This is a genomic window from Streptomyces sp. SLBN-118 (genome assembly GCF_006715635.1).
Classification (GTDB): Bacteria; Actinomycetota; Actinomycetes; order Streptomycetales; family Streptomycetaceae; genus Streptomyces.
The window spans coordinates 3,170,508-3,196,292 of the sequence record NZ_VFNP01000002.1 but is presented as its reverse complement, the minus strand read 5'-3'; the positions used below and the strand labels follow the sequence as shown (position 1 = coordinate 3,196,292).

Sequence of the window (25,785 nt, the reverse complement as noted above, 5' to 3'; positions counted from 1 at the left end):
GCGTCCTGAGTCCTTTCGACCCACGTCCCCTCTCCAGCACCCTTCCGAGGTAGTACGCCATGACGCAGCCGCCCCCGCCGCCGAACCAGCCACCGGGTCAACCTCCGGGCCAGCCCCCGCAGGGAGGCTTCGGCGCGCCCCAGGACCCTCCGCCGGGAGGCTTCGGAGCTCCGACGCCGCCCCCGCAGGATCCCTCCTACGGCTATCCGCAGACCCCGCCGCCGGGGGAGTCCGGCTACGGCTACCCGCAGGCGCCCGGGCAGGCACCGGGCTACGGCTACCCGCAGGCAGGGCCGCAGGGCCAGCCCGGTTACGGATACCCGACGCAGCCCATGCAGCCGCAGTACATGCCGCCCCAGCCCGGCGGCAGCGGCGGCGGCAAGAAGCTGAGCACCCAGATGCAGATCATCATCGCGGCGTCCGTCGCCGTCGTGCTGATCGTCGCGGGTGGCATCTGGTTCGCCTCCAAGGACGACGGGGGCGAGGACAAGAACGACCAGGCCAAGAACAGCGCCAGTGGCGGAACCAATGGTTCCGACGGCGGCGGCAGCGGTGGCGGCAAGGCCGCCGACGGTCCCGGCAAGGAGAAGGCGTCCGCCAACGTCCACTCCAAGGTGGCCTTCCAGCTGCCGGAGCCCGCGCGGACCGACATCACGAGCGTCAAGGGCTCCTGGGTCACCGACAAGGCCTACGTCAAGCCCGGCGTCAACTCCCTTGTCGGCTACGACGCGGCCAAGGGCACCCCGCTGTGGACGCTTCCGCTCCCCGGGCAGATCTGTGCGGCCTCCCGCCACCTGTCCGAGGACAACAAGGCCGCGATCGTCTTCGAGGCCAAGAAGCGGATCCCGCCGAAGAACTACGAGCAGTGCACCGAGGTCGGCGTCGTCGACCTCAACACCGGCAAGCTGCTGTGGAGCAAGTCCGTCACCGGCACCTCCAGCGGTGACGGCAAGGTCAAGTTCTCCGAAGTCACCCAGAGCGGCAGCACGGTCGCCGCGGGCGGCACCGACGGCGGCGCGGCCTTCGACCTCACAAGCGGCGCCGTCCGCTGGAAGCCCAAGGTCGACGCCGAGGGCTGTTACGACATGGGCTACGGCGGCGGCCCGGCGCTCGTCGCCGCCCGCAAGTGCGGTACGTACGACAACCCGCAGGTCGTCATCCAGAGCCTGAACCCGGACAACGGCACCCCCGCCTTCTCGTACAAGCTGCCGCCCGGCGTCGAATACGCGAGCATCGTCTCGACCAAGCCGCTGGTCGTCGCCGCCGATGTCGGCGACACCGGCTCGGGCGGTATCTCGGACTTCTTCTCGATCGACGAGAAGGGCGCTCTGCGCGCCAAGATCTCGGCGACGGGCGACAAGTTCCAGGCCAGGTGCGGCTCCACCGAGGTGGAGACCTGCCAGAAGGTCGTGGCCGGCAACGGCAGGCTGTATCTGCCGACCGCCGATCACGAGGGCAGCGGGGAGTACGGCGACACCAACGAGATCGTTTCGTACGACCTTGCCACCGGGAAGCCGACCAGCGACCGCGCCGACGCGGGCGACCGGTTCACGATGTTCCCGATCCGCATGGACGGCGGAAACATCCTGGCGTACAAGTGGCCTCCCTACGACAAGGGCGGCCAGGTCGTGAGCATCGACGGCGCCACTTTCAAGCAGACCGTGCTGATGGACAATCCGGCCGACAAGGCGGTGCGGGAGGCGGAGACCAGCTTCTCCTCGGACAGCGCCGAGTACCGGTATGCGAACGGGCGGCTGTATGTCGGGGCGACTCTGTTGAGCCGGACGCCGTCCACGTTCGGGAAGAAGTACCTGACGGTGGCCTTCAGTACGGCGGACTGACACCCCACAGGCGTCGCAATGAGGCCTCCGGCCCGGCACATTGGATCACCGATGTGCCGGGCCGCGGTCATAAGTAGCCCTGTTTGGCGAAGAATTCGGCACTCTGTGTGGCTTCTGCCACGTTGGGGGCGCGCGATCTCGAACAAGCGTGTAGCTTGCCGGGGCAGAGGGCCGGGGGGCCAGCTCGCGGGGATGGGGGTTGCTCGATGGGCGTGCGGCTCATGGTGCTCGATGATCATCGACTGCTCGCCGAGGCACTCGCCTCGGCCCTGAAGCTGCGCGGGCACCGAGTGCTCGCGGCGGCGGCCCCCGCGGCCGGCGCGGCGGAACTGGTGGTCAGCAGGGCGCCCGAGGTGTGCCTGCTGGGCACTGCGACCCCGGCGGAACCCGGCGCCTTCGACCCCATCGTCAAGATCAAGCGGGAACGCCCGCAGGTGGCCGTGGTGGTGCTCGGCCCGGTACCCAGCCCGCGCGGGATCGCCGCGGCCTTCGCCGCCGGCGCCTCCGGTTACGTACGCCACGACGAGCGCATCGAGGGTGTCGAACGGGCCATGGTCAAGGCGCGGGCGGGCGAGGCCGTGGTGGCTCCGCAGCTGCTTCAGGGCGCGTTCGCCGAACTGCTCAACCCGGCCGCCCAGCCGGACGACGAGGGGCAACGGCTGCTCCAGCTGCTCACCCCGCGCGAGGTCGAGGTGCTGGTGCGGGTCGCTGAGGGCGAGGACACCCGGGTGATCGCGGCGGGCATGGGGATCGCGCCGAGCACGGCCCGTACACACGTACAGCGGGTGCTGATGAAACTGGGGGTCGGCTCCCGCCTGGAGGCGGCTGCCCTGGCCGCCCGCACCGGGCTCCTCGACCGGGCGGCGGTCGTCTCGCCCTCGTCCGGACCGGCGACGGATCACGGCTGATCCAGCGGGTGTCCGCCGGGCGCCGTCGCGGCACCTGGGCGCGGTCGCGGCGCCCCCCTTTCTGCGCGGTTGTGCCGCGCAAACACGTCGATGAGCTGTCATCCGAACGTGTTCACACCTTGAGTGCAAGCGCTCTCTGTCGCCTGCCCTGCCCATTGACGCGACCTGTTGGCTTGTGATTTGTTATGTGCGGTTCTGTTTGTTGGGAGGCTGAGGGAGCCCCAGGTGAAGAAGACGTCGACCCGGCTCGCCGACGGTCGTGAGCTGCTCTACTACGACTCCCGCGACGACGCCGTACGCGACGCCGTCGACCGGCGGCCGCTCGATCCCATCTCCACCACCTCCGAGATCCGCCACGACCCGCTCCTCGGCGACTTCGTCGCCATCGCCTCGCACCGCCAGGGCCGCACCTACCACCCGCCGGCCGACGAATGCCCCCTCTGTCCGTCCCGGGACGGACGCCTGAGCGAGATCCCCGCCGCCGACTACGACGTCGCTGTCTTCGAGAACCGCTTTCCTTCCCTGGCCGGCCGCTCCGGCCGCTCTGAGGTCGTCTGCTTCACCTCCGACCACGACGCATCCTTCGCCGACCTCGGCGAGGAGCGGGCCGCGCTGGTCCTCGAAACATGGACCGACCGCACCGCCGACCTGGCCGAACTCCCGCAGGTGGAGCAGGTCTTCTGCTTCGAGAACCGGGGCGCGGAGATCGGCGTCACGCTGGCTCATCCGCACGGGCAGATCTACGCGTACCCCTTTGTCACGCCCCGTACCTCGCTCATGCTGCGCTCGGCCGCCGAGCACCGGGCCGCAACCGGGCGCAATCTCTTCGACGACCTCGTGGAACGGGAGCGCGCGCAGGGCGCACGGATCGTGCTGGAGGGCGGGCACTGGGTCGCCTTCGTGCCGTACGCGGCGCACTGGCCGTACGAGGTGCATCTCTATCCCCTCCGGCGCGTCCCGGACCTCCGGGCGCTGGACGAGGCCGCGCGCACAGAGTTCCCACAGATCTATCTGGAACTGTTGAGGCGCTTCGACCGGATCTTCGGGGACGCCGAACCGCCCACGCCGTACATCGCGGCGTGGCACCAGGCGCCCTTCCACCACGTCAACCGGAGTGACTTCGGGCTGCATCTTGAGCTTTTCACCATCCGCCGCACTTCCGGCAAGCTGAAGTTCCTCGCGGGTTCCGAGTCCGGTATGAGCGTGTTCATCAACGACGTGCCGCCGGAAACCGCGGCCGAGCGACTGCGAGAGGTAGCGAGCGAGTGAGCAGCATGCCGCAGAAGGCTGTATCTACCCGGGGGGCGACCCCCGGACCCCCGAAATACCTGGTCACGGGCGGTGCGGGATATGTCGGCAGCGTGGTGGCGCAGCACCTGCTGGAGGCGGGGCACGAGGTAACCGTCCTCGACAATCTCGCCACCGGCTTCCGCGAGGGCGTCCCCTCGGGCGCCACCTTCGTCGAGGGCGACATCCGCGATGCCTCCAGGTGGCTGGACTCCACGTACGAGGCGGTGCTGCACTTCGCCGCGTGCTCGCAGGTCGGCGAGTCCGTGGTCAGGCCCGAGAAGTACTGGGCGAACAACGTCGGCGGGACGATGGAGCTGCTCGCGGCGATGCGGTCCGCAGGAGTGCGCAAGCTGGTCTTCTCCTCCACCGCTGCGACCTACGGCGAACCCGTCTCCACACCCATCACGGAGACCGACCCGACGGCGCCGACCAGTCCGTACGGCGCGTCCAAGCTGGCCGTCGATCACATGATCACGGGCGAGGCGGTGGCGCACGGTCTGGCCGCGGTGTCGCTCCGGTACTTCAACGTGGCAGGCGCGTACGGCAGTTACGGTGAGCGCCACGATCCCGAGTCGCATCTCATTCCGCTCGTACTCCAGGTCGCGCTCGGAAAGCGGGAGTCGATCTCCGTCTTCGGCGACGACTACCCGACGCCGGACGGCACGTGCGTACGCGACTACATCCATGTCGCCGACCTGGCCGACGCGCACCTGCTCGCGCTGGACGCCGCGAAGTCCGGCGAGCACCTGATCTGCAACCTCGGCAACGGCAACGGCTTCTCGGTCCGTGAGGTCATCGAGACCGTACGGAAGGTGACCGGGCACCCCGTCCCCGAGGTCGCCGCGGCGCGCCGCGGCGGCGACCCGGCGGTACTCGTCGCCTCCGCGGCCACCGCGCAGGAACGCCTGGGCTGGCAGCCGAGCCGCGCGGATCTGGCGGGAATCGTGTCGGACGCCTGGGACTTCGCCCGGGGGAGGAAGAACGGGTCATGAGCGACGGTGTGTGGGCGGCGCCCGGGCGGGTGAATCTGATCGGTGAACACACCGATTACAACGACGGTTTTGTCATGCCCTTCGCGCTGCCCCACACCACCCTCGCGACGGTTGCGCGGCGAGACGACGGGGTGCTGCGGCTGCACTCGGCGGACGCCGAGGGCGACGCGGTGGAGCTCCGCGTCGCGGACCTCACGCCCGGGCACGGCCCGGGCGGCTGGACCGACTACCCGGCGGGCGTGGTCTGGGCGCTGCGGGACGCGGGCCACGCGGTGGGGGGTGCGGACATTCACTACGAGTCGACGGTCCCCACCGGCGCGGGCCTCTCCTCGTCCGCGGCGCTGGAGGTCGTCACGGCGCTGGCCCTGAACGACCTGTACGAACTGGGCCTGGAGCGGTGGCGCACGGCCCGGCTGTGCCAGCGCGCCGAGAACGTCTACGTCGGCGCGCCCACCGGAATCATGGACCAGACGGCCTCCGCCTGCTGCACCGCGGGCCACGCCCTGCATCTGGACACCCGGGACCTCTCGCAGCGCCAGATCCCCCTGGACCTGGCGGCGCTCGGCCTCGAACTCCTGGTGGTCGACACCCGCGTGAAGCACGCCCACAGCGAGGGCGAGTACGGCAAACGCCGCGCCGGCTGCGAATCGGCCGCGGCGGCTCTGGGCGTCCCGGCGCTGCGGGACGTCCCGTACGCCGGTCTGGAGGCGGCACTGGCCCGGCTGGAGGACCCCGAAGTGCGCCTCCTGGTACGGCACATCGTGACCGAGAACCACCGGGTCGAGCGGGTGATCGCTCTTCTGGAGTCCGGCGAGGTCCGCGCGATCGGCCCGCTCCTGACCGAGGGCCATGCCTCGCTGCGGGACGACTTCCGTGTCTCCTGCGCGGAGCTGGACCTGGTGGTGGACACCGCCCTCGCGTCGGGCGCGCTGGGCGCGCGGATGACGGGGGGCGGCTTCGGCGGCTCGGCGATCGTCCTGACGGAGGCGTCGGCATCGGCGGGGTTGCGCACGTCGCTCCTGGAGTCCTTCGCCGCAGAGGGCCGCGCGGAGCCGCGGATCTTCACGGCGACCCCGTCGGCGGGCGCGAGGCGCGTGTCCTGAGGAGGAAGACCAGGCCCGCACTGCGCCGATCTTTGTCGACTTCTGCCTCAATACGAAACATCAGGCACACCCTGAACAGCCTGGCCAATCAGTTCTGCAAATAGCCTTCCGCTCCGGTCACCCAGCCGTACGCTGATGCTCAGCACCGGTGGGGGCCGGTGTCGATCAGGGGGCGCGACAGTCGGGTAGGACGCCCGGGGCGGGGTATCAGTCACAGCGCGGCGGCGGCCGAGCGACCGCTGTAGTTCCCCATTCTCCGGGCGCCGTACCCGCGCCGTTCTGTCCTCCGACACTGGGGGTGTCTGTGGTTCGTATCCGGGTCCTGGTGGTGGACGACCACCGAATCTTCGCCGAGTCGCTCGCTGCCGCCCTCGCGGCCGAGCCCGACGTCGATGTCGCCGCGGCCGGCAGCGGCCCGGCCGCGCTGCGGTGTCTGGAGCGTGCGGCCGTCGAGGGGCGCAGATTCGATGTCATGCTCGTCGACGCCGACCTCGGGACCCAGCCGGTCCCCGGCGCCGGTGCGGTGGTCGCCCGTGCCGTGCCGGACAACGGCGAGGAGGGCCTCGTCGACGGCATCTCCCTGGTCGGCGGCGTCCGTTCCGGCCAGCCCGCGGTCCGCACCGTCGTGCTCGCCGAGAAGGACGACCCGCGCCGCGCCGCCCTCGCGCTCCAGGCGGGTGCCTCCGGCTGGGTCGCCAAGGACTGCTCGCTGCAGCGGCTGCTCGCGGTGATACGGGGGGTGCTGCGGGACGAGACACATCTGCCGCCTGCCCTGCTCACCGGCGTCCTGCGGGAGTTGACCGCGGCTCGCAAGCACCGCACGGAGAGCGAACGGCTCGTGGAGTCGCTCACCCCGCGCGAGCGGGAGGTACTGCGCTGTATGGTCGCGGGCCTGGGGCGCAAAGCCGTCGCCGAGCGCCTGTTTCTGTCTCCGCACACCGTCCGCACGCATATGCAGAACGTCTTGGGGAAACTGGGCGTCCACTCCACCCTCGCCGCGGTCGCTCTCGCGCGCCGCGCCGGTGTCGGCCCGGTCGACCTAGCCGGGGATGTTGTCGAACGGGGCGGTCAACTGGCGTAGCAACGCCGCCAGTTCCGCCCGCTGAGCCCGCGACAGTTCGGCGAGGATCGCGCGCTCCTGCGCGAGCAGCCCGGCCAGCGCCTGGTCCGCACGATCCCGCCCTTCGGGGGTGAGGCGCACCAGTACCCCGCGCCGGTCACTGGGATCCGGCAACCGCTCCACCAGGTCCTTCTTGGCGAGCCGGTCGATGCGATTGGTCATCGTGCCGGAGGTGACCAGGGTCTGGGTCAGCAGCTGGCCGGGCGAGAGCTGATACGGAGCGCCCGCGCGCCGCAGCGATGTGAGCACGTCGAACTCCCACGGCTCGAGATTGTGCTCGGAGAAGGCGATCCTGCGGGCCCGGTCGAGATGGCGGGCGAGCCGGGAGACGCGGCTGAGCACCTCGAGCGGTTCCACGTCGAGGTCGGGGCGCTCACGGCGCCATGCTGCGACCAGTCGATCGACCTCGTCCTCCATGTCGATCAGTGTAGAGGGTCTGTCGATGTGAAGTCTCTTGACATCAAGATATATTAGGGTTCAACCTTGGGCATGGTCGGGCCGGAACTCCATTCCGCTTCGGCACGCCGTTCCACCAAAAGGGGGCTCGAACATGCATTCCGAACCAACCTGGGATCCGCATCAGTACCTGCGCCACGCAGGGCACAGGACCCGGCCGTTCCTGGATCTGCTCAACCGAATACCGCAGCTCCCCGACCTCGGCCGGCCCGCCCGTATCGCGGACATCGGCTGCGGCCCCGGCAATGTCACCGCGCTGCTCGCCGACCGCTGGCCCGACGCCCGCATCACCGGCTTCGACCTCTCTCCCGAGATGCTCGCGATGGCGGAGAAGGAGCACGCGGGTACCACGGCAGGCGGCGGCCGGCTCGACTTCAGGCTCGCCGATGCCGCGCACTGGACGCCCGAGGCGCCGTACGACCTGATCGTCTCCAATGCCGCACTGCAATGGGTGCCCAACCATCCCGAGTCCTTCTCTCTCTGGATCGACGGCCTCAACCCCGGAGGAAGCTTCGCCTTCCAGGTACCCGGCAACTTCACCTCCCCCAGCCACGCCCTGCTCGGCGAGCTCTGCGCCACCCCGCAGTGGCGCGACCGCCTCGGCGACCACGGTCGCCGGTATGTGCACATCCTGGAGCCCGCCGACTATCTGGGCCGCCTGGTGGATCTCGGCTGCGAGGCGGACACCTGGGAAACCACCTATCTCCAGCTCCTGACCGGGGAGGACCCGGTGCTCGACTGGGTCAAGGGCACGGCCCTGCGCCCGGTCCTCACCGAACTCGCCGACGATCCCGACGCGGAGCACGAATTCCTCGGCCAGTACCGCGACCTGCTCCGCAAGGCCTACCCACCGGGCCCGCACGGCACGGTCTTCCCGTTCCGCCGCGTCTTCGCCGTCGCACGAAAGGGGGCGTGATGCTCGCCGCTGTTGACCGTGTCCAGCTCGCCGCGCCCTCGGGATGAGTTCCTGGAGCCGACGAGGCCGGGGGACCTCTGAGCGCGGGAGCGCCCCGCCGACCGGCGGTCCGGTGCGACGGGGCGCTCTGTGTACGGGACCGGGGATCACGGATACCCGTGAGTCCGGTCAGCTCTTGCGGTGTCCTATCAGCCGCGGCTTCTGCTCCAGGCCGTCCAGGCCGTGCCACGCCAGATTCACCAGATGCGCCGCGACCTCGGCCTTCTTGGGACGGCGTGCGTCCACCCACCACTGGCCCGTGAGCGCCACCATGCCGACCAGCGCCTGGGCGTACAGCGGAGCCAGCTTCGGGTCGAAGCCGCGGGCCTTGAACTCCAGGCCGAGGATGTCCTCGACCTGGGTCGCGATATCACTGATCAGCGAGGCGAAGGTGCCCGTCGACTGGGCGACGGGCGAGTCACGGACGAGGATGCGGAAGCCGTCCGTATACGTCTCGATGTAGTCGAGCAGGGCGAAGGCGGCCTGTTCGAGCAGCTCCCGAGGGTGCCCCGCGGTCAGCGCGCTGGTCACCATGTCGAGCAGCTGGCGCATCTCGCGGTCGACGACGACGGCGTACAGCCCCTCCTTGCCGCCGAAGTGCTCGTACACCACCGGCTTGGAGACGCCCGCCTTCGCGGCGATCTCCTCGACCGACGTGCCCTCGAAGCCCTTCTCGGCGAACAGGGTGCGGCCGATGTCCAGCAGCTGCTCCCGGCGCTCGGCCCCGGTCATCCGGACCCGGCGGGCCCGCCTGCTTCCGGGGGGCCGCTTCTTGTCCGTACCGCTGCTGGTGCCGCCGTCGATCGCCACGTCGTCAATCATGCCGGGTCGGCTGCCTCGCCCTTGCGCCGGGCGTCGATACGGGACGCGCTGGGCCAGCGCACGTCGTAGGCCCAGCCCAGCTGCTCGAACCAGCGGATCAGCCGGGCGCTGGAGTCGATCTGCCCGCGCAGCACCCCGTGGCGCGCGCTCGTCGGCTCGGCGTGGTGGAGGTTGTGCCAGGACTCGCCGCAGGAGAGCACAGCCAGCCACCAGACATTGCCCGAGCGGTCGCGGGACTTGAAGGGGCGCTTGCCGACCGCGTGGCAGATCGAGTTGATCGACCAGGTGACGTGATGCAGCAGCGCGACCCGGACGAGCGAGCCCCAGAAGAAGGCGGTGAAGGCCCCCCACCACGACATGGTCACCAGACCGCCGACCAGCGGCGGGATCGCGAGCGAGAGCACCGTCCACCAGATGAAGTCACGAGAGATCCGGCGCAGGGCCGGGTCCTTGATCAGGTCCGGTGCGTACTTGTGCTGCGGCGTGCGCTCCTCGTCGAACATCCAGCCGATGTGTGCCCACCACAGGCCCTTCATCAGCGCGGGGACACTCTCGCCGAAACGCCATGGCGAGTGGGGGTCGCCCTCGGCGTCGGAGAACTTGTGGTGCTTGCGGTGGTCGGCCACCCAGCGCACCAGCGGGCCCTCGACGGCCAGCGAGCCCATGACCGCGAGCACGATCCGCAGCGGGCGCTTCGCCTTGAAGGAGCCGTGGGTGAAATAGCGGTGGAAGCCGATCGTGATGCCGTGGCAGCCGATGTAGTACATGGCAACGAGCAGGCCCAGATCGAGCCAGCTCACCCCCCGTCCCCAGGCCAGCGGCACGGCCGCGAGCAGGGCGAAGAAGGGCACCGTGATGAAGAGCAGCAGGGCGATCTGCTCGATCGACCGCTTGCGGTCCCCGCTGAGCGTGGCAGAGGGGAGGTCGGCCGACGTCGTCTCGGGGGCGTCGTCCAGCAGATCGGGGCTTGTCGTCATGGGGTCCCCTGTGGGGTGAGAGATCACTACAGATACCGCGTTACGGTCGCGTAACCTACGGCATCGTAAGTATGGCAGTGCGCAGCCTCTCGGCAAGAGACCCTTGGAGAACGGCGGCGAACGTCAAAGAAAAGGGCACCTATCCTGGGTGTCGTCGGACAGCGCGGTCCGCAGCCTCCAGACCCCTCCAGACGTGCTCAAACACTGCAAGGAGCCGCACCTGTGAGCAGTGCCGACCAGACCCTCACCGCCAGTACCGAACTGCGCGCCGACATCCGCCGACTGGGCGACCTTCTGGGCGAGACCCTCGTCCGCCAGGAGGGCCCCGAGCTCCTGGAGCTCGTCGAGCGGGTCCGGGCCCTGACACGCAGCGACGGCGAGGCCGCCGCCGAGCTGCTGGGCGACACCGACCTGGAGACCGCAGCGAAGCTGGTGCGGGCCTTCTCCACCTACTTCCATCTGGCCAATGTCACCGAGCAGGTGCACCGTGGCCACGAGATGCGCGAGCGGCGCGCGGCCGAGGGCGGTCTGCTGTCCCGTACCGCGGACCGGCTCAAGGACGCCGACCCCGAGCATATGCGCGAGACGGTCAGGAATCTGAACGTCCGGCCCGTGTTCACCGCCCACCCGACCGAGGCCGCCCGGCGTTCGGTACTGAACAAGCTGCGCCGGATCGCCGAGCTGCTGGAGACCCCGGTCAGCCCCGCCGACCGGCGCCGGCACGATCTGCGGCTCGCCGAGAACATCGACCTGATCTGGCAGACCGACGAGCTGCGGGTGGTGCGGCCGGAGCCGGCCGATGAAGCACGCAACGCGATCTACTACCTGGACGAGCTGCACGCCGGTGCCGTCGGCGACGTCCTTGAGGACCTCGCCGCCGAACTTGAGCGGGTCGGCGTCGAACTGCCCGCGGGCACCCGGCCGCTGACCTTCGGCACCTGGATCGGCGGCGACCGCGACGGCAACCCCAATGTCACCCCCGCGGTGACCTGGGAAGTGCTGATCCTCCAGCACGAGCACGGCATCACCGACGCGCTCGAAGCCATCGACGGCCTGCGCGGACTGCTCTCCAACTCCATCCGCTACGCCGGCGCGACCGAGGAACTGCTGAGCTCGCTCCGGCGGGACCTGGAGCTGCTGCCCGAGATCAGCCCCCGCTACAAGCGCCTGAACGCCGAGGAGCCGTACCGCCTCAAGGCGACCTGCATCCGGCAGAAGCTCGTCAACACCCGCGAGCGCCTCGCCAAGGGCACTGCGCACGCGCAGGGCCGCGACTATCTCGGCACGGCCGAGCTGCTGGACGATCTCACGCTGATCCAGACCTCGCTGCGCGCGCACCGCGGCGGGCTCTTCGCCGACGGCCGCCTGGACCGTACGATCCGTACGCTCGCGGCCTTCGGACTGCAGCTGGCCACGATGGACGTACGGGAGCACGCGGACGCCCACCACCACGCGCTCGGCCAGCTCTTCGACCGGCTCGGCGAGGAGTCCTGGCGCTACGCCGACATGCCGCGCGACTACCGGCAGAAGCTGCTCGCCAAGGAGCTGCGCTCGCGGCGTCCGCTGGCGCCGACGCCCGCCCCGCTGGACGCGGCGGGGGAGAAGACCCTGGGCGTCTTCCACACCGTCAAGGAGGCATTCGAGCGCTTCGGGCCGGAGGTCATCGAGTCGTACATCATCTCGATGTGCCAGGGTGCGGACGACGTCTTCGCGGCGGCGGTGCTTGCGCGCGAGGCCGGACTGATCGATCTGCACGCGGGCTGGGCGAAGATCGGCATCGTGCCGCTCCTGGAGACGACGGACGAGCTGAAGGCCGCGGACGTCATCCTCGACGCCATGCTGGCCGACCCCTCGTACCGGCGTCTGGTCTCCCTGCGCGGGGATGTCCAGGAAGTCATGCTCGGGTACTCCGACTCGTCGAAGTTCGGCGGCATCACCACCTCGCAGTGGGAGATCCACCGCGCGCAGCGCAGGCTGCGTGACGTCGCGCACCGCCACGGCGTACGGCTGCGGCTGTTCCACGGCCGCGGCGGGACCGTCGGCCGCGGCGGCGGCCCCTCGCACGACGCGATCCTCGCGCAGCCGTGGGGCACGCTGGAGGGCGAGATCAAGGTGACCGAGCAGGGCGAGGTCATCTCCGACAAGTATCTGATCCCGTCGCTGGCCAGGGAGAACCTGGAGCTGACGGTCGCGGCGACACTCCAGGCCTCGGCGCTGCACACCTCGCCGCGTCAGTCGGACGAGGCGCTGGCGCGCTGGGACGCGGCGATGGACACGGTCTCGGACGCCGCACACGACGCGTACCGGAAGCTGGTCGAGGACCCGGATCTGCCCGCGTACTTCTTCGCGGCGACGCCCGTGGACCAGCTGGCGGACCTCCATCTGGGCTCGCGCCCGTCCCGCAGGCCGGACAGCGGGGCCGGGCTCGACGGTCTGCGGGCCATCCCGTGGGTGTTCGGCTGGACGCAGTCGCGGCAGATCGTGCCGGGCTGGTTCGGCGTCGGCTCGGGCCTCAGGGCGCTGCGCGAGGCGGGTCTCGACACGGTCCTGGAGGAGATGCACGAACAGTGGCACTTCTTTCGGAACTTCATCGCGAACGTCGAGATGACGCTCGCCAAGACGGACCTGCGGATCGCCCGTCACTACGTCGACACGCTGGTCCCCAGGGATCTGAGGCACGTCTTCGGCGCGATCGAGGCCGAGCACGAGCTGACGGTGCGTGAGGTGCTGCGGATCTCGGGCGGCGAGCGTCTGCTCGACTCCAACCCGGCGCTCCAGCAGACCTTCGCGATCCGTGACGCCTATCTGGACCCGATCTCCTACCTCCAGGTCTCGCTGCTGGCGCGCCAGCGCCAGGCGGCCGAGAAGGGTGAGGAGGCGGATCCCCTGCTGTCGCGTGCGCTGCTGCTGACGGTCAACGGCGTGGCCGCGGGCCTGCGCAACACCGGCTGACGGCGGGGCTGACGGAAACAGGCAGCGGCCCCCTCCCCGGACGGAAGTACCGGGGAGGGGGCCGCTTTGCGCTGTCGCGTCAGTGCTGCTGGGTCTTGCGGCGGCGCGCGAGAAGGTAGCCGCCCGCGCCGACGAGTGCCGCGGCGACCGCCGAGATGGCGCCGACCGGGGCGCTCGAACCGGTCTCCGCCAGGTCACCGCCGCCGTTGGCGGACGAGGACGGGGCGGGCGTCGGGGCCGCGGAGTCGGACGAGGACGAGGTGGGCTCCGTCGTCGGCTGCTCGGAGGGCTCCTCGGAAGGCTCCCCGGAGGGGCTGCCGGACGGCTGCCCGCTCGGCTCGCTGTCGTCCTCGCAGTCGGTCCAGAAGACCTTGTGCTTGGCCTTGCCGTGCTCGCCGTCGAAGTTCCAGATGAGCTTGTAGTGCCCGTCGGGCAGGGTCTTGTCGGCCGTACGGCCGTGACCCTCGAGGTCGAGCGCCAGCGAACCGCTGTCGGCGAGCTTGTCCTTGGTGCCGGTGGGCGGCATCTCGACGATCTTCCAGTCGACTTGCTGGGCGCCGTCGAAGCCGAACGCGTCGAGATAGAACGAGCAGACGTGCGGCTCGTTCTTTTTGAGTTCTTCGCCGGTCTTGGCGTCGTGGATCTTCACGGTGCCGTTGTCGCCGGGAGGGGTGGCGTGCGCGGCGGGAGCGGCCAGCAGCGAGAGCGCGGCTGCAGCCACCAGGGCGCCGGTGGACCTGAGGGTGCGCATGGGCAATCCAACGGGAGAAGGGACGGGTGCCGTGGGGGTGGCGGCTCAGCGTCCTGTGAACCAGGGCGTCCGTCAAGACACCTGGTGTCGCATCCGCACCATGAGTCATCGATTACCCCATTAGTCCTGGATAACGATCAGGTGAATATGGCGTTCCGGTAGGGCGGTTGGGACGTTTGTTCGCGCGCCGGGTACGGGCTCAGAGCGCGAAAAAGGCTCCTGCCAGCAGCGCCCCGCCCGCCGCCGCGGTCGCCCAGGCGAGCCGGGTCAGCCGCAGTCCGCCCCCGATGACCAGAGCCGCGAGCAGTAGGGCGCCCCCCATCGGGAGCCAGGCGTGCAGCGCGCCCGCCCAACCGGTGCGGACCACCTCGTCGGTGCCCGGCTTGACGACCACAGGGAGCTTTTCGCCCTTCTTCACGGCGACCGACTTCTCTATCGTCATTCCCTTGCGGGGCGCGGGCGTGCCCTCAGGGTCGTACGGGCCCGTGCAGGTCTTCTCGCCGCAGTCGGCGACCGTCAGCGTGCCGTGCTCGCGGCCCTTGGCGAGCAGTACGTGCTGCGCGTCGCCCCATGACGACCAGAAGCCCGCGACGATGAGCAGCAGGGCAACACCGGCCATGGCTGCCCGGCTTCCGTACAGGAGGATGTCCGTCCGGGAGGTCCGGGGGCGTCCCCTGGAAGAGAGGTGCATGGGGCGCGATCCTTGGCCATGGCCCGCGCCCGGTCAACTCGGGACCCGGGCTTATCAGGAGTTGTACGTACTTTGCGCCCGCTCCAGGCCGTCGATCACCAGGCACTCCACCGCGTCCGCCGCCCGGTCCACGAAGTAGCCGAGTTCCTTGCGCTCCGTGGAGGAGAAGTCCTTCAGTACGAAGTCCGCGACCTGCATCCGGCCCGGCGGACGGCCGATCCCGAACCGCACCCGGTGATAGTCGGGGCCCATCGCCTTGGTCAAGGACTTCAGGCCATTGTGCCCGTTGTCGCCGCCGCCCAGCTTCAGCCGCAGCATGCCGTAGTCGATGTCCAGTTCGTCGTGGACGGCCACGATGTTGGCGAGCGGCACCCTGTAGAAGTCGCGCAGCGAGGTGACCGGCCCGCCGGAGAGGTTCATGTACGACATCGGCTTGGCGAGGATCACCCGGCGGCTGCCGAGTCCCGGGGGTCCGATCCGGCCCTCGAGGACCTGCGCCTGCGCCTTCTGGGCGCGCTTGAACGAGCCGCCGATGCGCTCCGCGAGGACGTCGGCGACCATGAACCCGACGTTGTGCCGGTTCGCGGCGTAGTCGGGACCTGGATTGCCGAGGCCCACGACGAGCCAAGGGGCGTTCGCGTCGGACATCTGCGCTGTGTCTCCTCGCGTGCGGTTTGCGTACGGACAGGTGCTACTGACGTGTGCGTACGGGCAGTTTGCGTACGGGCAGTCTGCGTACGAACAGGGAAACGGGGTGGCGGGCCGCAGCCCGCCACCCCGTCAAGCCAAGCTCAGGCAGAGCTTAGGGGGCGTCTTTCGGATCTTGCCGGGCTCGCGTGCCCCGGCACGGCACTCCCCCGTAGCCCTTCGGGCACGGGAGGTGCCCCCATCACCAGACCCCGCTCACTGATCCGGCCTGATCCCAAAGACACCCCCTACGGCTCAGACCTCGGCGACCTCTTCGCCCTCGCCCTCGGCCTCGGCGGCCGGCTCCTCGGCCTGCGCGGCCAGGACCTGCAGGACGACGGTGTCGTCCTCGACGGTCAGGGTCGTGCCGGACGGCAGCGGCACGTCCTTGGCGAGGATCGAGTCGCCGGCCTCCAGGCCCGCGATGGAGACCGTGACGGACTCGGGGATGTGCGTGGCCTCGGCCTCGACGGGCAGGGCGTTCAGCACGTGCTCGACCAGGTACGCACCCGGGGCGAGCTCGCCCTCGGTGAGGACCGGGATCTCGACGCTGACCTTCTCGCCGCGCTTCACGATGAGCAGGTCGACGTGCTCCAGGAAGCCCTTGATCGCGTCGCGCTGAACGGCCTTCGGGATGGCCAGCTCGGTCTTGCCCTCGACGTCCACGGCGAGCAGCACGTTGGGGGTACGCAGGGCGAGCAGCAGCTCGTGGCCCGGAAGCGTGATGTGGACCGGGTCGGAACCGTGGCCGTACAGAACGCCGGGAACACGGCTCTCGCGGCGGACGCGACGGGCCGCACCCTTGCCGAACTCGGTACGGATCTCGGCGGCGAGCTTGACCTCGGACATGTGCACTCCTCGTATGGCAGAAACATCTGGTGGCGGTCACCCGGCCACGACAGGCCTGCTACGAAGAGCGCGTCGATAACGGACCGCCGTACCTGTGGGTACGGCCTCCCTCGCCGAGCAACTGCGCCAGTCTACGCGGTGTCCGCCGAGCGACCCAATCGATCAACGAGAAGGGCCGCACCCACCGGGTGCGGCCCTTGCCCGAACACGACTTCGGCGCTTACGCCTGCTCCTCGAAGAGGCTCGTCACCGAACCGTCCTCGAACACCTCACGCACCGCGCGCGCGATCGTCGGCGCGATCGACAGCACCGTGATCTTGTCGAGCTCCAGGTCGCCCGGGTCGGGCAGCGTGTTCGTGAACACGAACTCGCTCACCTTGGAGTTCTTCAGACGGTCCGCGGCCGGGCCGGACAGGATGCCGTGCGTCGCCGTCACGATCACGTCCTCCGCACCGTGGGCGAAAAGCGCGTCCGCCGCGGCGCAGATGGTGCCACCGGTGTCGATCATGTCGTCGACGAGGACACAGACACGGCCCTCGACCTCACCCACGACCTCGTGGACGGTCACCTGGTTGGCGACGTCCTTGTCGCGGCGCTTGTGGACGATCGCCAGCGGGGCGTCCAGGCGGTCGCACCAGCGGTCGGCGACGCGCACGCGGCCGGCGTCGGGGGAGACGACGGTGAGCTTGTTGCGGTCGACCTTCGCGCCCACATAGTCCGCGAGGACCGGCAGCGCCGACAGGTGATCGACCGGGCCGTCGAAGAAGCCCTGGATCTGGTCGGTGTGCAGATCGACCGTGAGGATGCGGTCCGCACCCGCGGTCTTCAGCAGATCGGCGATCAGACGGGCCGAGATCGGCTCGCGGCCGCGGTGCTTCTTGTCCTGCCGGGCATAGCCGTACGAAGGGATGATCACGGTGATGCTCCGGGCGGAGGCCCGCTTGAGAGCATCGATCATGATCAGCTGTTCCATGATCCACTTATTGATGGGAGCCGTGTGGCTCTGGATCAGGAAGCAGTCCGCGCCACGGGCGGACTCCTGGAAGCGGACGTAGATCTCGCCGTTCGCGAAGTCGAAAGCCTTCGTCGGCACCAGGCCGACACCCAGCTGGTGCGCGACCTCCTCGGCCAGCTCGGGGTGGGCGCGGCCGGAGAAGAGCATCAGCTTCTTCTCGCCGGTCGTCTTGATCCCGGTCACAGCACTGTCTCCTCAGACGTGTTCCCTGGCCGCGGGTGTACTCAGCGCGAGCCAGCCGAATTTGCGTGCACGTATCACGGTACGCCGAGATGGGCGCACCTGTTTCCGGTCAGTTCTCCTCGGCGACCGCTTCCGTTGCCGCATGGGCCGCCTGTGCGGCCGCGCTGCCGGGGCGCTTGCGGGCCACCCAGCCCTCGATATTCCGCTGCTGGCCCCGCGCCACGGCCAGTGAACCGGCGGGCACGTCCTTGGTGATGACCGAACCGGCCGCCGTGTAGGCGCCGTCCCCGACCGTGACGGGTGCCACAAACATGTTGTCCGAGCCCGTCTTGCAGTGTGAGCCGATCGTCGTGTGGTGCTTGGCCTCGCCGTCGTAGTTCACGAACACGCTCGCGGCGCCGATGTTGGTGTACTCGCCGATCGTCGCGTCGCCGACATAGGAGAGATGCGGGACCTTGGTCCCCTCGCCGATCGTGGAGTTCTTCATCTCCACGTACGTGCCGGCCTTGGCCTTGAAGCCGAGGTTGGTGCCGGGGCGCAGATACGCGTACGGACCGACCGAGGCCGATGCGCCGACGACTGCGGAATCCGCCACCGTGTTGTCCACGCGGGCGCCCGCGCCGACGGCGGTGTCCTTGAGACGCGAGTTGGGGCCGACCTCGGCGCCCTCGGCCAGGTGCGTCGTGCCGAGCAGCTGGGTGCCCGGGTGCACGACCGAGTCCCGCTCGAAGGTCACCGTCACATCGACGAACACCGAAGCCGGGTCGACGACCGTGACCCCGGCCAGCATCGCCCGCTCCAGCAGGCGCTCGTTGAGCAGCTTGCGCGCCTCGGAGAGCTGGATGCGGTTGTTGATGCCGAGGATCTCGCGGTGGTCGCCCGCGACCGAGGCGCCGACCCGGTGACCGGCCTCGCGCAGGATGCCGAGGACGTCGGTGAGGTACTCCTCGCCCTGGCTGTTGTCCGTACGCACCTTGCCGAGCGCGTCCGCGAGCAACTGCCCGTCGAAGGCGAAGACACCGGAGTTGATCTCCAGGATGGCGCGCTGGTCGTCGGTGGCGTCCTTGTGCTCGACGATCGCGGTGACGGCGCCGGTGACGCCGTCCCGCACGATCCGGCCGTAGCCGGTCGAGTCGGGTACCTGGGCGGTCAGCACGGTCACGGCGTTGCCGTCGGCGGTGTGCGTAGCGGCGAGCGCGCTCAGTGTCTCGCCGGACAGCAGGGGGGTGTCGCCGCACACGACGACGACGGTTCCCTCGGGGGTCCGGCCGAGCTCTTCGAGCGCCATCCGCACGGCGTGGCCGGTGCCGTTCTGCTCGGCCTGGAAGGCGGTGCGGGTGCCGGCGAACTGCTCGGCGAGGTGTTCCTTGACCTGCTCACTCGCGTGGCCGACCACGACGACGAGGTCCTCGGGGTCCAGCTCGCGTGCCGCGGAGACGACATGTCCGACGAGCGAGCGCCCGCAGATTTCGTGCAGGACCTTGGGGGTCTTCGACTTCATGCGGGTGCCCTCACCCGCTGCGAGGACGACGACGGCTGCCGGGCGGTTGGAGCTCACGGAAATGCCCTTCGGCTTCGGGTGGTGGACATCCGAAGGATACCGGGGGGTTTCAGGGGCCAAATAAGAGCGGGTCCTGACCCTGAGAGTCAGAACTGAAGCAAGAGGCTCCCCTGCCAGGACTCGAACCCGGACTAATGGCACCAAAAGCCACTGTGCTGCCAATTACACCACAGGGGATAGCAGGCGAGGCCAATCCGGACATATCTCCGGGCCAGCGACTCGGCACACCACACTATGCCGTACCACCCGCCCTTGATGCGACGGCACTTGTCCGCAGGCCGCCCGCACTCCCGGGAAAATGAGATGCGCCCGCCCGTAGGCTGGAAGACATGACCACAACGGGGGCACAGCAGGACGCCACGGGCATGCCCGCCCGTACCTGGCTGTGGTGGGGACGACGGCGCAGTGCCGCACTGGACGTGGGGCTCGGGCTCGTCTCCGCCTTCGAGTGCGCTCTGGAGGGTGTGGGCTTCGCGGACCAGGCCGCGATTCCCGTGCCCGTCGGGGTGCTCTTCGGGCTGGTCGTCGGATCCGTACTGGTTCTGCGGCGGCGATGGCCGATCGCCGTGGTACTGGTGTCGATCGCGACCACGCCGGCCGAGATGGGCTATCTCATGGGCGTCGTCGGCCTGTACACACTCGCCGCGTCCGACGTACCGCGCAGGATCACCGCGACGCTCGCGGGGATGTCGCTGACCGCGACGCTGATCGTCACCTTCGTACGCGTACGCCAGGACGTCTCGACCGCGGACTTCGATCCCGAACCCGGCGCCTGGTACGTACCGACGATGGCGGGCTTCATGTCGCTCGGCCTGACCGCGCCGCCGGTGCTCTTCGGCCTTTACATAGGGGCAAGGCGCAGGCTCATGGAGAGCCTTCGCGAGCGCGCGGACTCGCTGGAACAGGAGCTGTCGCTGCTGGCCGACCGGGCCGAGCAGCGGGCCCAGTGGGCGCGCACGGAGGAGCGGACCCGGATCGCGCGCGAGATGCACGACGTCGTGGCACACCGGGTGAGCCTGATGGTGGTGCATGCCGCCGCACTCCAGGCGGTCGCGCTCAAGGACCCGCAGAAAGCCGTGAAGAACGCCGCGCTGGTGGGAGACATGGGCCGCCAGGCGCTGACCGAGCTGCGCGAGATGCTCGGGGTACTGCGGGCGGGGGAGAAGGAGCGCGCGGTGGCACCGGTGCCGCTGGCCGCCGTCGCGGCTGCCGCTGCCGCCGCAGCTGCCGCGGCGGCCGACGACGGGCCGGGCCTCGCCGATCTGGAGGGCCTGGTGGGCGAGTCCCGGCAGGCGGGGATGGTGGTCGAGCTCGCCGTCCACGGCGAGGTGCGGGACTACGCGCCGGAGGTCGAGCAGACCGCCTACCGCGTCGTCCAGGAAGCCCTGACGAACGTCCACAAGCATGCGGCCGGAGCCAAGGTCATGGTGCGGCTCGCGCATCGCGACGCCGAGGTCGCCATGCAGGTGGAGAACGGCGCCCCGGACGCCAGCGGCGCGGCCGCGGACGCGGGGCTGCCCAGCGGCGGAAACGGCCTGGTGGGAATGCGGGAGCGGGTGCTGGCGCTCGGCGGGGTCTTTGTGTCGGGGCCGACGGACGCGGGCGGCTTCCGGGTCTCGGCGGTGCTGCCGAACCGGAACGGATGTCCCCAAACGGCCTGAGGGGTGCTTCAGCCCAGGGTCAGACGGGCCGGCTGGGTGCCGGTGACCAGGGTGGCGAGCGCCTGGTCGATGTCCGGGCCGAGATACCAGTCGCCGGTGTGGTCCAGGCTGTATACGCGGCCCTCGCTGTCGATGGCGAGCACGGCCTGGCCCTCGCCTTCCTCCCCGAGCGGGCAGACCTCGGTGTCCAGCGCCCGCCCCAGATCGGCGAGCGTACGCGCCAGATGCAGCCCGGCCAGCGGGTCGAAGCGCACAGGATTCGGAGCCGTCTGCCGTCCCGGGCCCGGTGCCGTCACCCGCAGCCCGCCGAACTCCGCCCATGCCTCGACGGCCGCCGGAAAGACCGAGTGCCGGTGGCCGCCCGGCGAGACATGCGCGCGCAGCGTGTCCGCCCAGTGCTCGGCCAGCTTGATGTCCCAGCGACCGGGCTGCCATCCGGCCTCGCGCAGGGCCGCGTCCACGGAGACGGGGAAGCGGGTGGTGCTCAGGTGGTCGGGCATCGGTGCGGGATCAGCCGTTCTCGGGTGGGGTCGGATCGACGGGGCGTACCCCGAAGTGGTCGAGCATGGCCGTACAGGACCGGCAGGGTGGTGCGTAACTGCCGTGCAGCGGGTCGCCGTCCTCTCGGATCCTACGTGCCGTCAACTTGGCCTGCTTCAAGGACCGTTTGGCTTCGCTGTGGGTCAGTGGCCTGCGCTGCGCCCGTTTCGAGCGCTGCGACTCGGCCGCCGTGAGATGGCGCGAGAGCAGGATCGCCTCCGGGCAGCGGCCGGTGAAGCGTTCGCGCTGGCCGCTGGTGAGGGTGTCGAGGAAATCCTGTACGAGCGGGTGAAGTGCGGGTGGCTGGTCTGCCTTTCCCGCGGTGCTGGTGAGGGTCTCGCCGCGTACGGAGAGTGCGGCGGCGACGGCCGGCAGGATGCCGTCGCGACGGTGACCCAGGGCGGGCGGCTGGTGGGCCTCGGCGCTGCTCCAGCTGAGGCGTGGATCACCCGAAGTATTCGGTTGCGCTGTGTGCATGGTGTGCTCGTCCCCTCCCTGCACTCCCCCGAGTTGCTGGGACAGCCTGCCAAACGGGGTGTGTGGTGCGGAAGCGGGGGCACTGAAACGTGTCGACCCGTCGGCATTCGGTCACACGATTGTGACTGTTGGTGATGGAAGTGGAGCGTCGAACCTCCCTGTTGCACCACCGCATAGGCTGTCCTGAACCAGCCGGAACGCAGCAGGGGGCAACCGCCATGACGACAGGTCGGCTCGGGCACACGGCCGCGCCACCGAACGCCGCCTATGCCGGGCAGCTCGTGAACTTCCCGGATCCGGTCCGGGCCTCGCGCCACCCCAGAGGTGTGCGTGTGGACGAGAACGGCTATCCGGACTTTTCGCCGTACGCGCGCGCCGCCGCGGAGATCGCCGAGCCGCCGGAGGGCTTCGGCGTCGACGAACTGCGGCTCACCGACTACGTATCGGCGAACGCGGCGCTGCACGCCGACGGCCATGCGCTGTGGGACACGCTCCCGGCGGTCGCGACGCCGCACGGCTGGACCTGGCATCACGTGCCGGGCACGCGCCGCCTGGAGCTGGTCCCCGTCGAGGTGAAGGCGCTGCTGCGGCACCACGGCGGTCTGGCGACGGCGCCCGTGGACCAGAGCAAGCGGGGCACGCGGCCGCTCCAGGAGACCCGGCCCGCGCACTTCGGGCTCCCCAAGGGCGTGGTCTCGGTGACCGAGCAGCAACTGCTGGGCGTCGAGGAGGACCTGGGTTACCGGCTCCCCGGCGCGTACCGCACCTTCCTGAAGGCGGCGGGCGGCTGCGCCCCGGTCGGAGCGGCGCTCGACGCCGAGCTGGGACTGCTGATCGACCAGCCGTTCTTCACGGTGCGGGACGAGGCCGCGGTCAATGACCTGCTGTACGTCAACAAGTGCCTGCGGGACCACCTGACGAAGGACTATCTGGGCGTCGCGTTCGTCCAGGGCGGCATCCTGGCCGTGAAGGTGAAGGGCTCCGCGACCGGCACGGTGTGGTTCTGCGCGTACGACGACGCCCGCGACCAGGACGGCTGGACCGCGCAGCAGCGCGTGGAACGGCTGCTGCTGCCGTGCGGCGACGACTTCGACGGTTTTCTGCGACGGCTGGCGGGCAACCCGCCGGAGCTGGAGACCGTGGCGAACCTGATGGTGGACGGCGGCTTCGCGCGCGCCGTCCCGATCTCGGACGAGGGGTGACGGCCCGATGGTGACCTTCGCGCAGGCGCAGGAGCGCGCGGAAGAGTGGGTCAACGGCGACGTGCCCGCGTACCAGCACCGCGAAGTGCGGGTGAGGGAGTTCGAGCTGGGCTTCGTGGTGTGGGCGGAGGACCGCGAGGGCGGTGCGCGCTCGGACGGCGGTGAGCAGCGGCTGGTGATCGCGCGGGACAGCGGGGAGGCAACGCTGTGGCCGGGACTGCCGGTGGGTGAGGTGATCCGCCGGTACGAGGAGGAGTACGGGGTTCAGGAGGCGGCCGCTGCCGCGCCGGAGCCGCCGCAGCGGATCGACCTGAATCAGACGTCGTTCCTGCTGAGCCCGCCGGAGTGGCTCCAGGAGGCGGCGGACAGGATCGGGATCCCCGACCGGCGGTCGCCGGAGTCGGCTGCGGCTTCGGGCGCGTCGCCTGCCGGTGCGGGTTCCGGTTCCGGTTCCGGTACTGATTCTTCGCCGTCGTCGCGGGCCGACTGGTCGGCGCCTGCCGCGGCTTCGGCCGCCGCGGGTCCCAACGCCTCTCAGGCGGGCGGGAGTTCGTCGTCCGCTTCCGGTTCGGCGTGGCCCGCAGCCGGGTCCTCGGCCGGTTCCGCAGGCGGGGGCTCAGGTGCCGACGCCTCGCAGGGCGGGGCCGGTTGGCCCGGCGCCCGTGGCGGTGACTACGAGCCCACGGCCTCCGAGCCCGCCCCGCCGCCCGGGGCCACCCCGTGGACGGACACCAGCGCGGCCGGGCCGGACGACGCGTCCGTACCGCTGCCCGCCACCGTCTTCGCGCCGCCGATCTCCGGGTCGGACGACGACGACACCCCGCCGCCGGCCACCGGCGCCGATGCGCCGACCGCGCTGATGTCCGGTGGCAGCCAGCTGCCACGGACCGCGGTCGCCCCGGCACTCGACCGGCCGGGAACCGGTGCGCCCGCCGGACCTGCGGGACCTGCCGGACCCGTGAGCCCCGGCGCCGCCGACATCGCGGACGCGGCGACGAGCAAGGCGGTCCTGCCGCCCCGTGCCGCCCGCGGCGCTTCGCGTGGCAGCGGTTCTACGACTCCGCCGCCGCCCGGGGCGCCCGGCACTCCGGGCGCGCGGCCCGGCGCGACGCCGCCGCCGTCGGGGCCGGGTGCTCCCGGCGCTCCGGCGGGCGGCTACCTGCCGACGCAGCTTGTCCCGCAGCTCGGCCCGGAGGGGCCGCAGCCTCCCGGTTCGCCCGCTCCTCCCGGTTCCACCCCGCCGCCGGGTGGCGTGCACCACGCTGCGACGATGCTGGCGGACCCGAGCCGGATGGGTCCCGGTGCCCCGCAGCCTCCCGGTGCTCCGCGGCCCCCGGGCCCTCCCGGCGCGCCCGGAGCCCCTGGTGCGCCCCAGCCTCCCGGTCCGCCCGGCGCACCGACGCCTCCTGGTCCGCCCGGTGGTGGCGTGCACCATGCCGCGACGATGCTCGCCGGTCCCGCCCAGGCGGGCCCCGGCGTGCCCCAGCCGCCCGGCCCGCCCGGTGCTCCTCCCGGCCCGCCGCCCGGTGCCGTTCCGCCTGCGCCCCAGCCGCCGCACGGCGTTCAGCCGCCCGCGTACGGCTATCCGCAGCAGCCGACCGGCATGCCCACCGTCGGCCCCGGCTACCAGGCCGTGCTGCGCTACCGCGCGCCCGACGGCTCCGAGGCCCAGCTGATCCGCCGATCGGCACCCGGCACTCCGCACCCGGAGTGGCAGATCCTGCACGAGCTGCGCGCCATGAACGTGCCGCCGCAGCAGGTGCTGGAGCTGCACACCGAGCTGGAATCGTGCGAGCTTCCCGGTGCGTACTGCGCGCGGATGATCCGGGAGAGCTGGCCGCAGGCACGTATCACCTCGATCGCCCCGTACGGCAAGGACCACGCGTCCCGCCAGCAGGGCATGCAGCAACTGCTGGCGCACCAGGGGGAGTTGCACCAGGTCGCCGACGGCCCGGCGCGCCCCGCGCCCGTGCGTGCCCCGCTGCCGCAGATGCCGCCTGCCCCGCCGATCCCTCCGGAGGGCATCGCGCAGGAGCTGCTTGCCGCGTTCGGGCCGCAGGGCATCTGCCGGTTCGACCAGCGGGGCGTCTCGCGTCAGGGTGTGCCGGAGATCGTGGCCGCCACGCTGGTGTGGGCAGGTCTGCCGGGCGACTTCAATCCCTTCTTCTGGGCCCAGCCCGCGCAGCCGGTCGTCCCGACGCTGGCCGAGCTCGCGGCCCAGCGGCAGGTGCAGCCCGCGGCCGACGCGGGTTCGTATCTGGTGGTGGGCAGCGACTTCGGCCGCGCGATCTGCGTCCAGTACGGGACCGCGCACATTGTCGCGGTCCCGGTGGAGGCGGGCCCGGGCGGTCAGCCGGTGGCGCCGCAGTTCGTGAACAGCGGCCTTCCGGAGTTCGTACGGTGCCTGGCCCTGCTCGGCCGGATGTGGCGGCTGCGCTTCAACCTCAACCCGGAGCAGGCCGGCCGCTGGACGGTCGACTTCCAGGCCCAGCTCGCCGCACTCGACCCGGCGGCGCTCGCGTCACCGGAGAGCTGGTGGTCGGTGCTGCTTGAGCAGATGTGGGACGGCCTGCTGTAAGGCTGCGGTAACAGATCACCGGGGCGCCCGGTCTGCTGAGGCAGACCGGGCGCCCTTGTCTTTGCTCACGCTTCTCTGCTCAATCCTGACCGATATGTCCGGGTGGAGTGTCGCAGTATGAGCGCTTCCCTCCGATCCAGGAAGATATGCGCCAATCGCGTTGTATGTCGGAGA

22 protein-coding genes and 1 tRNA gene are annotated in these 25,785 nt (G+C 70.5%); 11 read left to right on the top strand and 12 right to left on the bottom strand.

Annotated elements, in window-relative coordinates; translation table 11 throughout:
• The first annotated feature begins 59 nt into the window (after positions 1-59).
• The 6 genes from FBY35_RS32965 (at position 60) to FBY35_RS32940 (ending at position 7,215) form a co-directional block, all read left to right on the top strand.
• Positions 60-1,841: a proline-rich domain-containing protein gene (locus FBY35_RS32965; RefSeq protein ID WP_142217577.1), complete on the top strand. Its 1,782-nt coding sequence runs from the start codon at positions 60-62 to the stop codon at positions 1,839-1,841.
• Between the two features lie 206 nt (positions 1,842-2,047).
• Positions 2,048-2,749 carry a LuxR C-terminal-related transcriptional regulator gene (locus tag FBY35_RS32960; RefSeq protein ID WP_142217576.1) on the top strand — a complete coding sequence of 234 codons (702 nt, stop codon included), beginning with the start codon at positions 2,048-2,050 and terminating at the stop codon, positions 2,747-2,749.
• Positions 2,750-2,974: 225 nt separating this feature from the next.
• Entirely contained in the window at positions 2,975-4,018 is a 1,044-nt protein-coding gene (gene galT / locus FBY35_RS32955; RefSeq protein ID WP_142217575.1) for a galactose-1-phosphate uridylyltransferase, read from the top strand.
• 5 nt (positions 4,019-4,023) lie between these two features.
• Complete coding sequence (gene galE / locus FBY35_RS32950) at positions 4,024-5,031, top strand: UDP-glucose 4-epimerase GalE (RefSeq protein ID WP_142218298.1); 1,008 nt, start codon at positions 4,024-4,026, stop codon at positions 5,029-5,031.
• A complete protein-coding gene (gene galK, locus FBY35_RS32945) occupies positions 5,028-6,134 on the top strand; it encodes a galactokinase (protein WP_142217574.1) in 1,107 nt (368 codons plus the stop codon). The genes galE and galK overlap by 4 nt, the downstream gene beginning before the upstream one ends.
• 304 nt (positions 6,135-6,438) lie before the next feature.
• Complete coding sequence (locus tag FBY35_RS32940) at positions 6,439-7,215, top strand: response regulator transcription factor (RefSeq protein ID WP_142218297.1); 777 nt, start codon at positions 6,439-6,441, stop codon at positions 7,213-7,215.
• Here the strand turns inward: FBY35_RS32940 and tamR are convergent.
• On the bottom strand, positions 7,174-7,671 hold the full coding sequence (gene tamR, locus FBY35_RS32935) for a MarR family transcriptional regulator TamR (protein WP_142217573.1): 498 nt from the start codon (positions 7,669-7,671) through the stop codon (positions 7,174-7,176). The two genes, FBY35_RS32940 and tamR, sit on opposite strands and share 42 nt — an antisense overlap.
• Positions 7,672-7,804: 133 nt before the next feature.
• Between tamR and FBY35_RS32930 the strand changes: the two genes are divergently transcribed.
• Positions 7,805-8,626, top strand: a complete 822-nt coding sequence (locus FBY35_RS32930; protein WP_142217572.1) for a trans-aconitate 2-methyltransferase — start codon at positions 7,805-7,807, stop codon at positions 8,624-8,626.
• A gap of 168 nt (positions 8,627-8,794) precedes the next feature.
• Here the strand turns inward: FBY35_RS32930 and FBY35_RS32925 are convergent, their stop codons facing one another.
• Positions 8,795-9,487, bottom strand: coding sequence for a TetR/AcrR family transcriptional regulator (locus FBY35_RS32925; protein WP_142217571.1), 693 nt, complete (start codon positions 9,485-9,487; stop codon positions 8,795-8,797).
• Complete coding sequence (locus FBY35_RS32920; RefSeq protein WP_186357121.1) at positions 9,484-10,464, bottom strand: fatty acid desaturase; 981 nt, start codon at positions 10,462-10,464, stop codon at positions 9,484-9,486. Before FBY35_RS32920 ends, FBY35_RS32925 begins: the two co-directional genes overlap by 4 nt.
• 222 nt (positions 10,465-10,686) lie before the next feature.
• On the opposite strand from FBY35_RS32920, the gene ppc reads away from it, so the two are divergent.
• Positions 10,687-13,416, top strand: coding sequence for a phosphoenolpyruvate carboxylase (gene ppc, locus FBY35_RS32915; RefSeq protein ID WP_142217570.1), 2,730 nt, complete (start codon positions 10,687-10,689; stop codon positions 13,414-13,416).
• Between the two features lie 79 nt (positions 13,417-13,495).
• Here the strand turns inward: ppc and FBY35_RS32910 are convergent, their stop codons facing one another.
• The 7 genes from FBY35_RS32910 to FBY35_RS32880 form a co-directional block, all read right to left on the bottom strand.
• Positions 13,496-14,167, bottom strand: a complete 672-nt coding sequence (locus FBY35_RS32910) for a PT domain-containing protein (RefSeq protein ID WP_142217569.1) — start codon at positions 14,165-14,167, stop codon at positions 13,496-13,498.
• A 199-nt stretch (positions 14,168-14,366) separates the two neighbouring features.
• Entirely contained in the window at positions 14,367-14,858 is a 492-nt protein-coding gene (locus FBY35_RS32905) for a hypothetical protein (protein WP_142217568.1), read from the bottom strand.
• A gap of 54 nt (positions 14,859-14,912) precedes the next feature.
• On the bottom strand, positions 14,913-15,506 hold the full coding sequence (gene pth, locus FBY35_RS32900) for an aminoacyl-tRNA hydrolase (RefSeq protein WP_142217567.1): 594 nt from the start codon (positions 15,504-15,506) through the stop codon (positions 14,913-14,915).
• A gap of 294 nt (positions 15,507-15,800) precedes the next feature.
• The gene (locus tag FBY35_RS32895) at positions 15,801-16,394 is read right to left on the bottom strand and encodes a 50S ribosomal protein L25/general stress protein Ctc (RefSeq protein ID WP_142217566.1); all 594 of its coding nucleotides are present in this window, start codon (positions 16,392-16,394) and stop codon (positions 15,801-15,803) included.
• A gap of 220 nt (positions 16,395-16,614) precedes the next feature.
• Positions 16,615-17,592 (bottom strand): ribose-phosphate diphosphokinase, encoded by a 978-nt coding sequence (locus FBY35_RS32890; protein WP_142217565.1) that lies wholly within the window; start codon positions 17,590-17,592, stop codon positions 16,615-16,617.
• Between the two features lie 109 nt (positions 17,593-17,701).
• Positions 17,702-19,150, bottom strand: coding sequence for a bifunctional UDP-N-acetylglucosamine diphosphorylase/glucosamine-1-phosphate N-acetyltransferase GlmU (gene glmU / locus FBY35_RS32885; RefSeq protein ID WP_142217564.1), 1,449 nt, complete (start codon positions 19,148-19,150; stop codon positions 17,702-17,704).
• A 108-nt stretch (positions 19,151-19,258) separates the two neighbouring features.
• Positions 19,259-19,330: transfer RNA gene (locus FBY35_RS32880), tRNA-Gln, on the bottom strand.
• Positions 19,331-19,482: 152 nt separating this feature from the next.
• Here FBY35_RS32880 and FBY35_RS32875 point away from each other — a divergent pair.
• Positions 19,483-20,814 (top strand): sensor histidine kinase, encoded by a 1,332-nt coding sequence (locus FBY35_RS32875; RefSeq protein WP_142217563.1) that lies wholly within the window; start codon positions 19,483-19,485, stop codon positions 20,812-20,814.
• Between the two features lie 8 nt (positions 20,815-20,822).
• Here the strand turns inward: FBY35_RS32875 and FBY35_RS32870 are convergent, their stop codons facing one another.
• Together FBY35_RS32870 and FBY35_RS32865 are read right to left on the bottom strand one after the other, a co-directional pair.
• Complete coding sequence (locus tag FBY35_RS32870; protein WP_142217562.1) at positions 20,823-21,314, bottom strand: SUKH-3 domain-containing protein; 492 nt, start codon at positions 21,312-21,314, stop codon at positions 20,823-20,825.
• Positions 21,315-21,324: 10 nt separating this feature from the next.
• Complete coding sequence (locus FBY35_RS32865; RefSeq protein ID WP_142217561.1) at positions 21,325-21,831, bottom strand: YwqJ-related putative deaminase; 507 nt, start codon at positions 21,829-21,831, stop codon at positions 21,325-21,327.
• Positions 21,832-22,049: 218 nt separating this feature from the next.
• On the opposite strand from FBY35_RS32865, the gene FBY35_RS32860 reads away from it, so the two are divergent.
• A complete protein-coding gene (locus FBY35_RS32860; RefSeq protein ID WP_142217560.1) occupies positions 22,050-23,033 on the top strand; it encodes an SMI1/KNR4 family protein in 984 nt (327 codons plus the stop codon).
• A 7-nt stretch (positions 23,034-23,040) separates the two neighbouring features.
• A complete protein-coding gene (locus FBY35_RS32855; protein WP_142217559.1) occupies positions 23,041-25,611 on the top strand; it encodes an SUKH-4 family immunity protein in 2,571 nt (856 codons plus the stop codon).
• Positions 25,612-25,785: the final 174 nt, after the last annotated feature.

Coding starts and splice junctions, on each gene's coding strand:
- FBY35_RS32965 (WP_142217577.1), top strand. CDS start 60: ATGACGCAGCCGCCCCCGCCGCCGAACCAGCCACCGGGTCAACCTCCG.
- FBY35_RS32960 (WP_142217576.1), top strand. CDS start 2,048: ATGGGCGTGCGGCTCATGGTGCTCGATGATCATCGACTGCTCGCCGAG.
- galE (WP_142218298.1), top strand. CDS start 4,024: ATGCCGCAGAAGGCTGTATCTACCCGGGGGGCGACCCCCGGACCCCCG.
- galK (WP_142217574.1), top strand. CDS start 5,028: ATGAGCGACGGTGTGTGGGCGGCGCCCGGGCGGGTGAATCTGATCGGT.
- tamR (WP_142217573.1), bottom strand. CDS start 7,671: ATGGAGGACGAGGTCGATCGACTGGTCGCAGCATGGCGCCGTGAGCGC.
- FBY35_RS32930 (WP_142217572.1), top strand. CDS start 7,805: ATGCATTCCGAACCAACCTGGGATCCGCATCAGTACCTGCGCCACGCA.
- FBY35_RS32925 (WP_142217571.1), bottom strand. CDS start 9,487: ATGATTGACGACGTGGCGATCGACGGCGGCACCAGCAGCGGTACGGAC.
- FBY35_RS32920 (WP_186357121.1), bottom strand. CDS start 10,464: ATGACGACAAGCCCCGATCTGCTGGACGACGCCCCCGAGACGACGTCG.
- FBY35_RS32910 (WP_142217569.1), bottom strand. CDS start 14,167: ATGCGCACCCTCAGGTCCACCGGCGCCCTGGTGGCTGCAGCCGCGCTC.
- FBY35_RS32905 (WP_142217568.1), bottom strand. CDS start 14,858: ATGCACCTCTCTTCCAGGGGACGCCCCCGGACCTCCCGGACGGACATC.
- pth (WP_142217567.1), bottom strand. CDS start 15,506: ATGTCCGACGCGAACGCCCCTTGGCTCGTCGTGGGCCTCGGCAATCCA.
- FBY35_RS32895 (WP_142217566.1), bottom strand. CDS start 16,394: ATGTCCGAGGTCAAGCTCGCCGCCGAGATCCGTACCGAGTTCGGCAAG.
- FBY35_RS32875 (WP_142217563.1), top strand. CDS start 19,483: ATGACCACAACGGGGGCACAGCAGGACGCCACGGGCATGCCCGCCCGT.
- FBY35_RS32870 (WP_142217562.1), bottom strand. CDS start 21,314: ATGCCCGACCACCTGAGCACCACCCGCTTCCCCGTCTCCGTGGACGCG.
- FBY35_RS32865 (WP_142217561.1), bottom strand. CDS start 21,831: ATGCACACAGCGCAACCGAATACTTCGGGTGATCCACGCCTCAGCTGG.
- FBY35_RS32860 (WP_142217560.1), top strand. CDS start 22,050: ATGACGACAGGTCGGCTCGGGCACACGGCCGCGCCACCGAACGCCGCC.
- FBY35_RS32855 (WP_142217559.1), top strand. CDS start 23,041: ATGGTGACCTTCGCGCAGGCGCAGGAGCGCGCGGAAGAGTGGGTCAAC.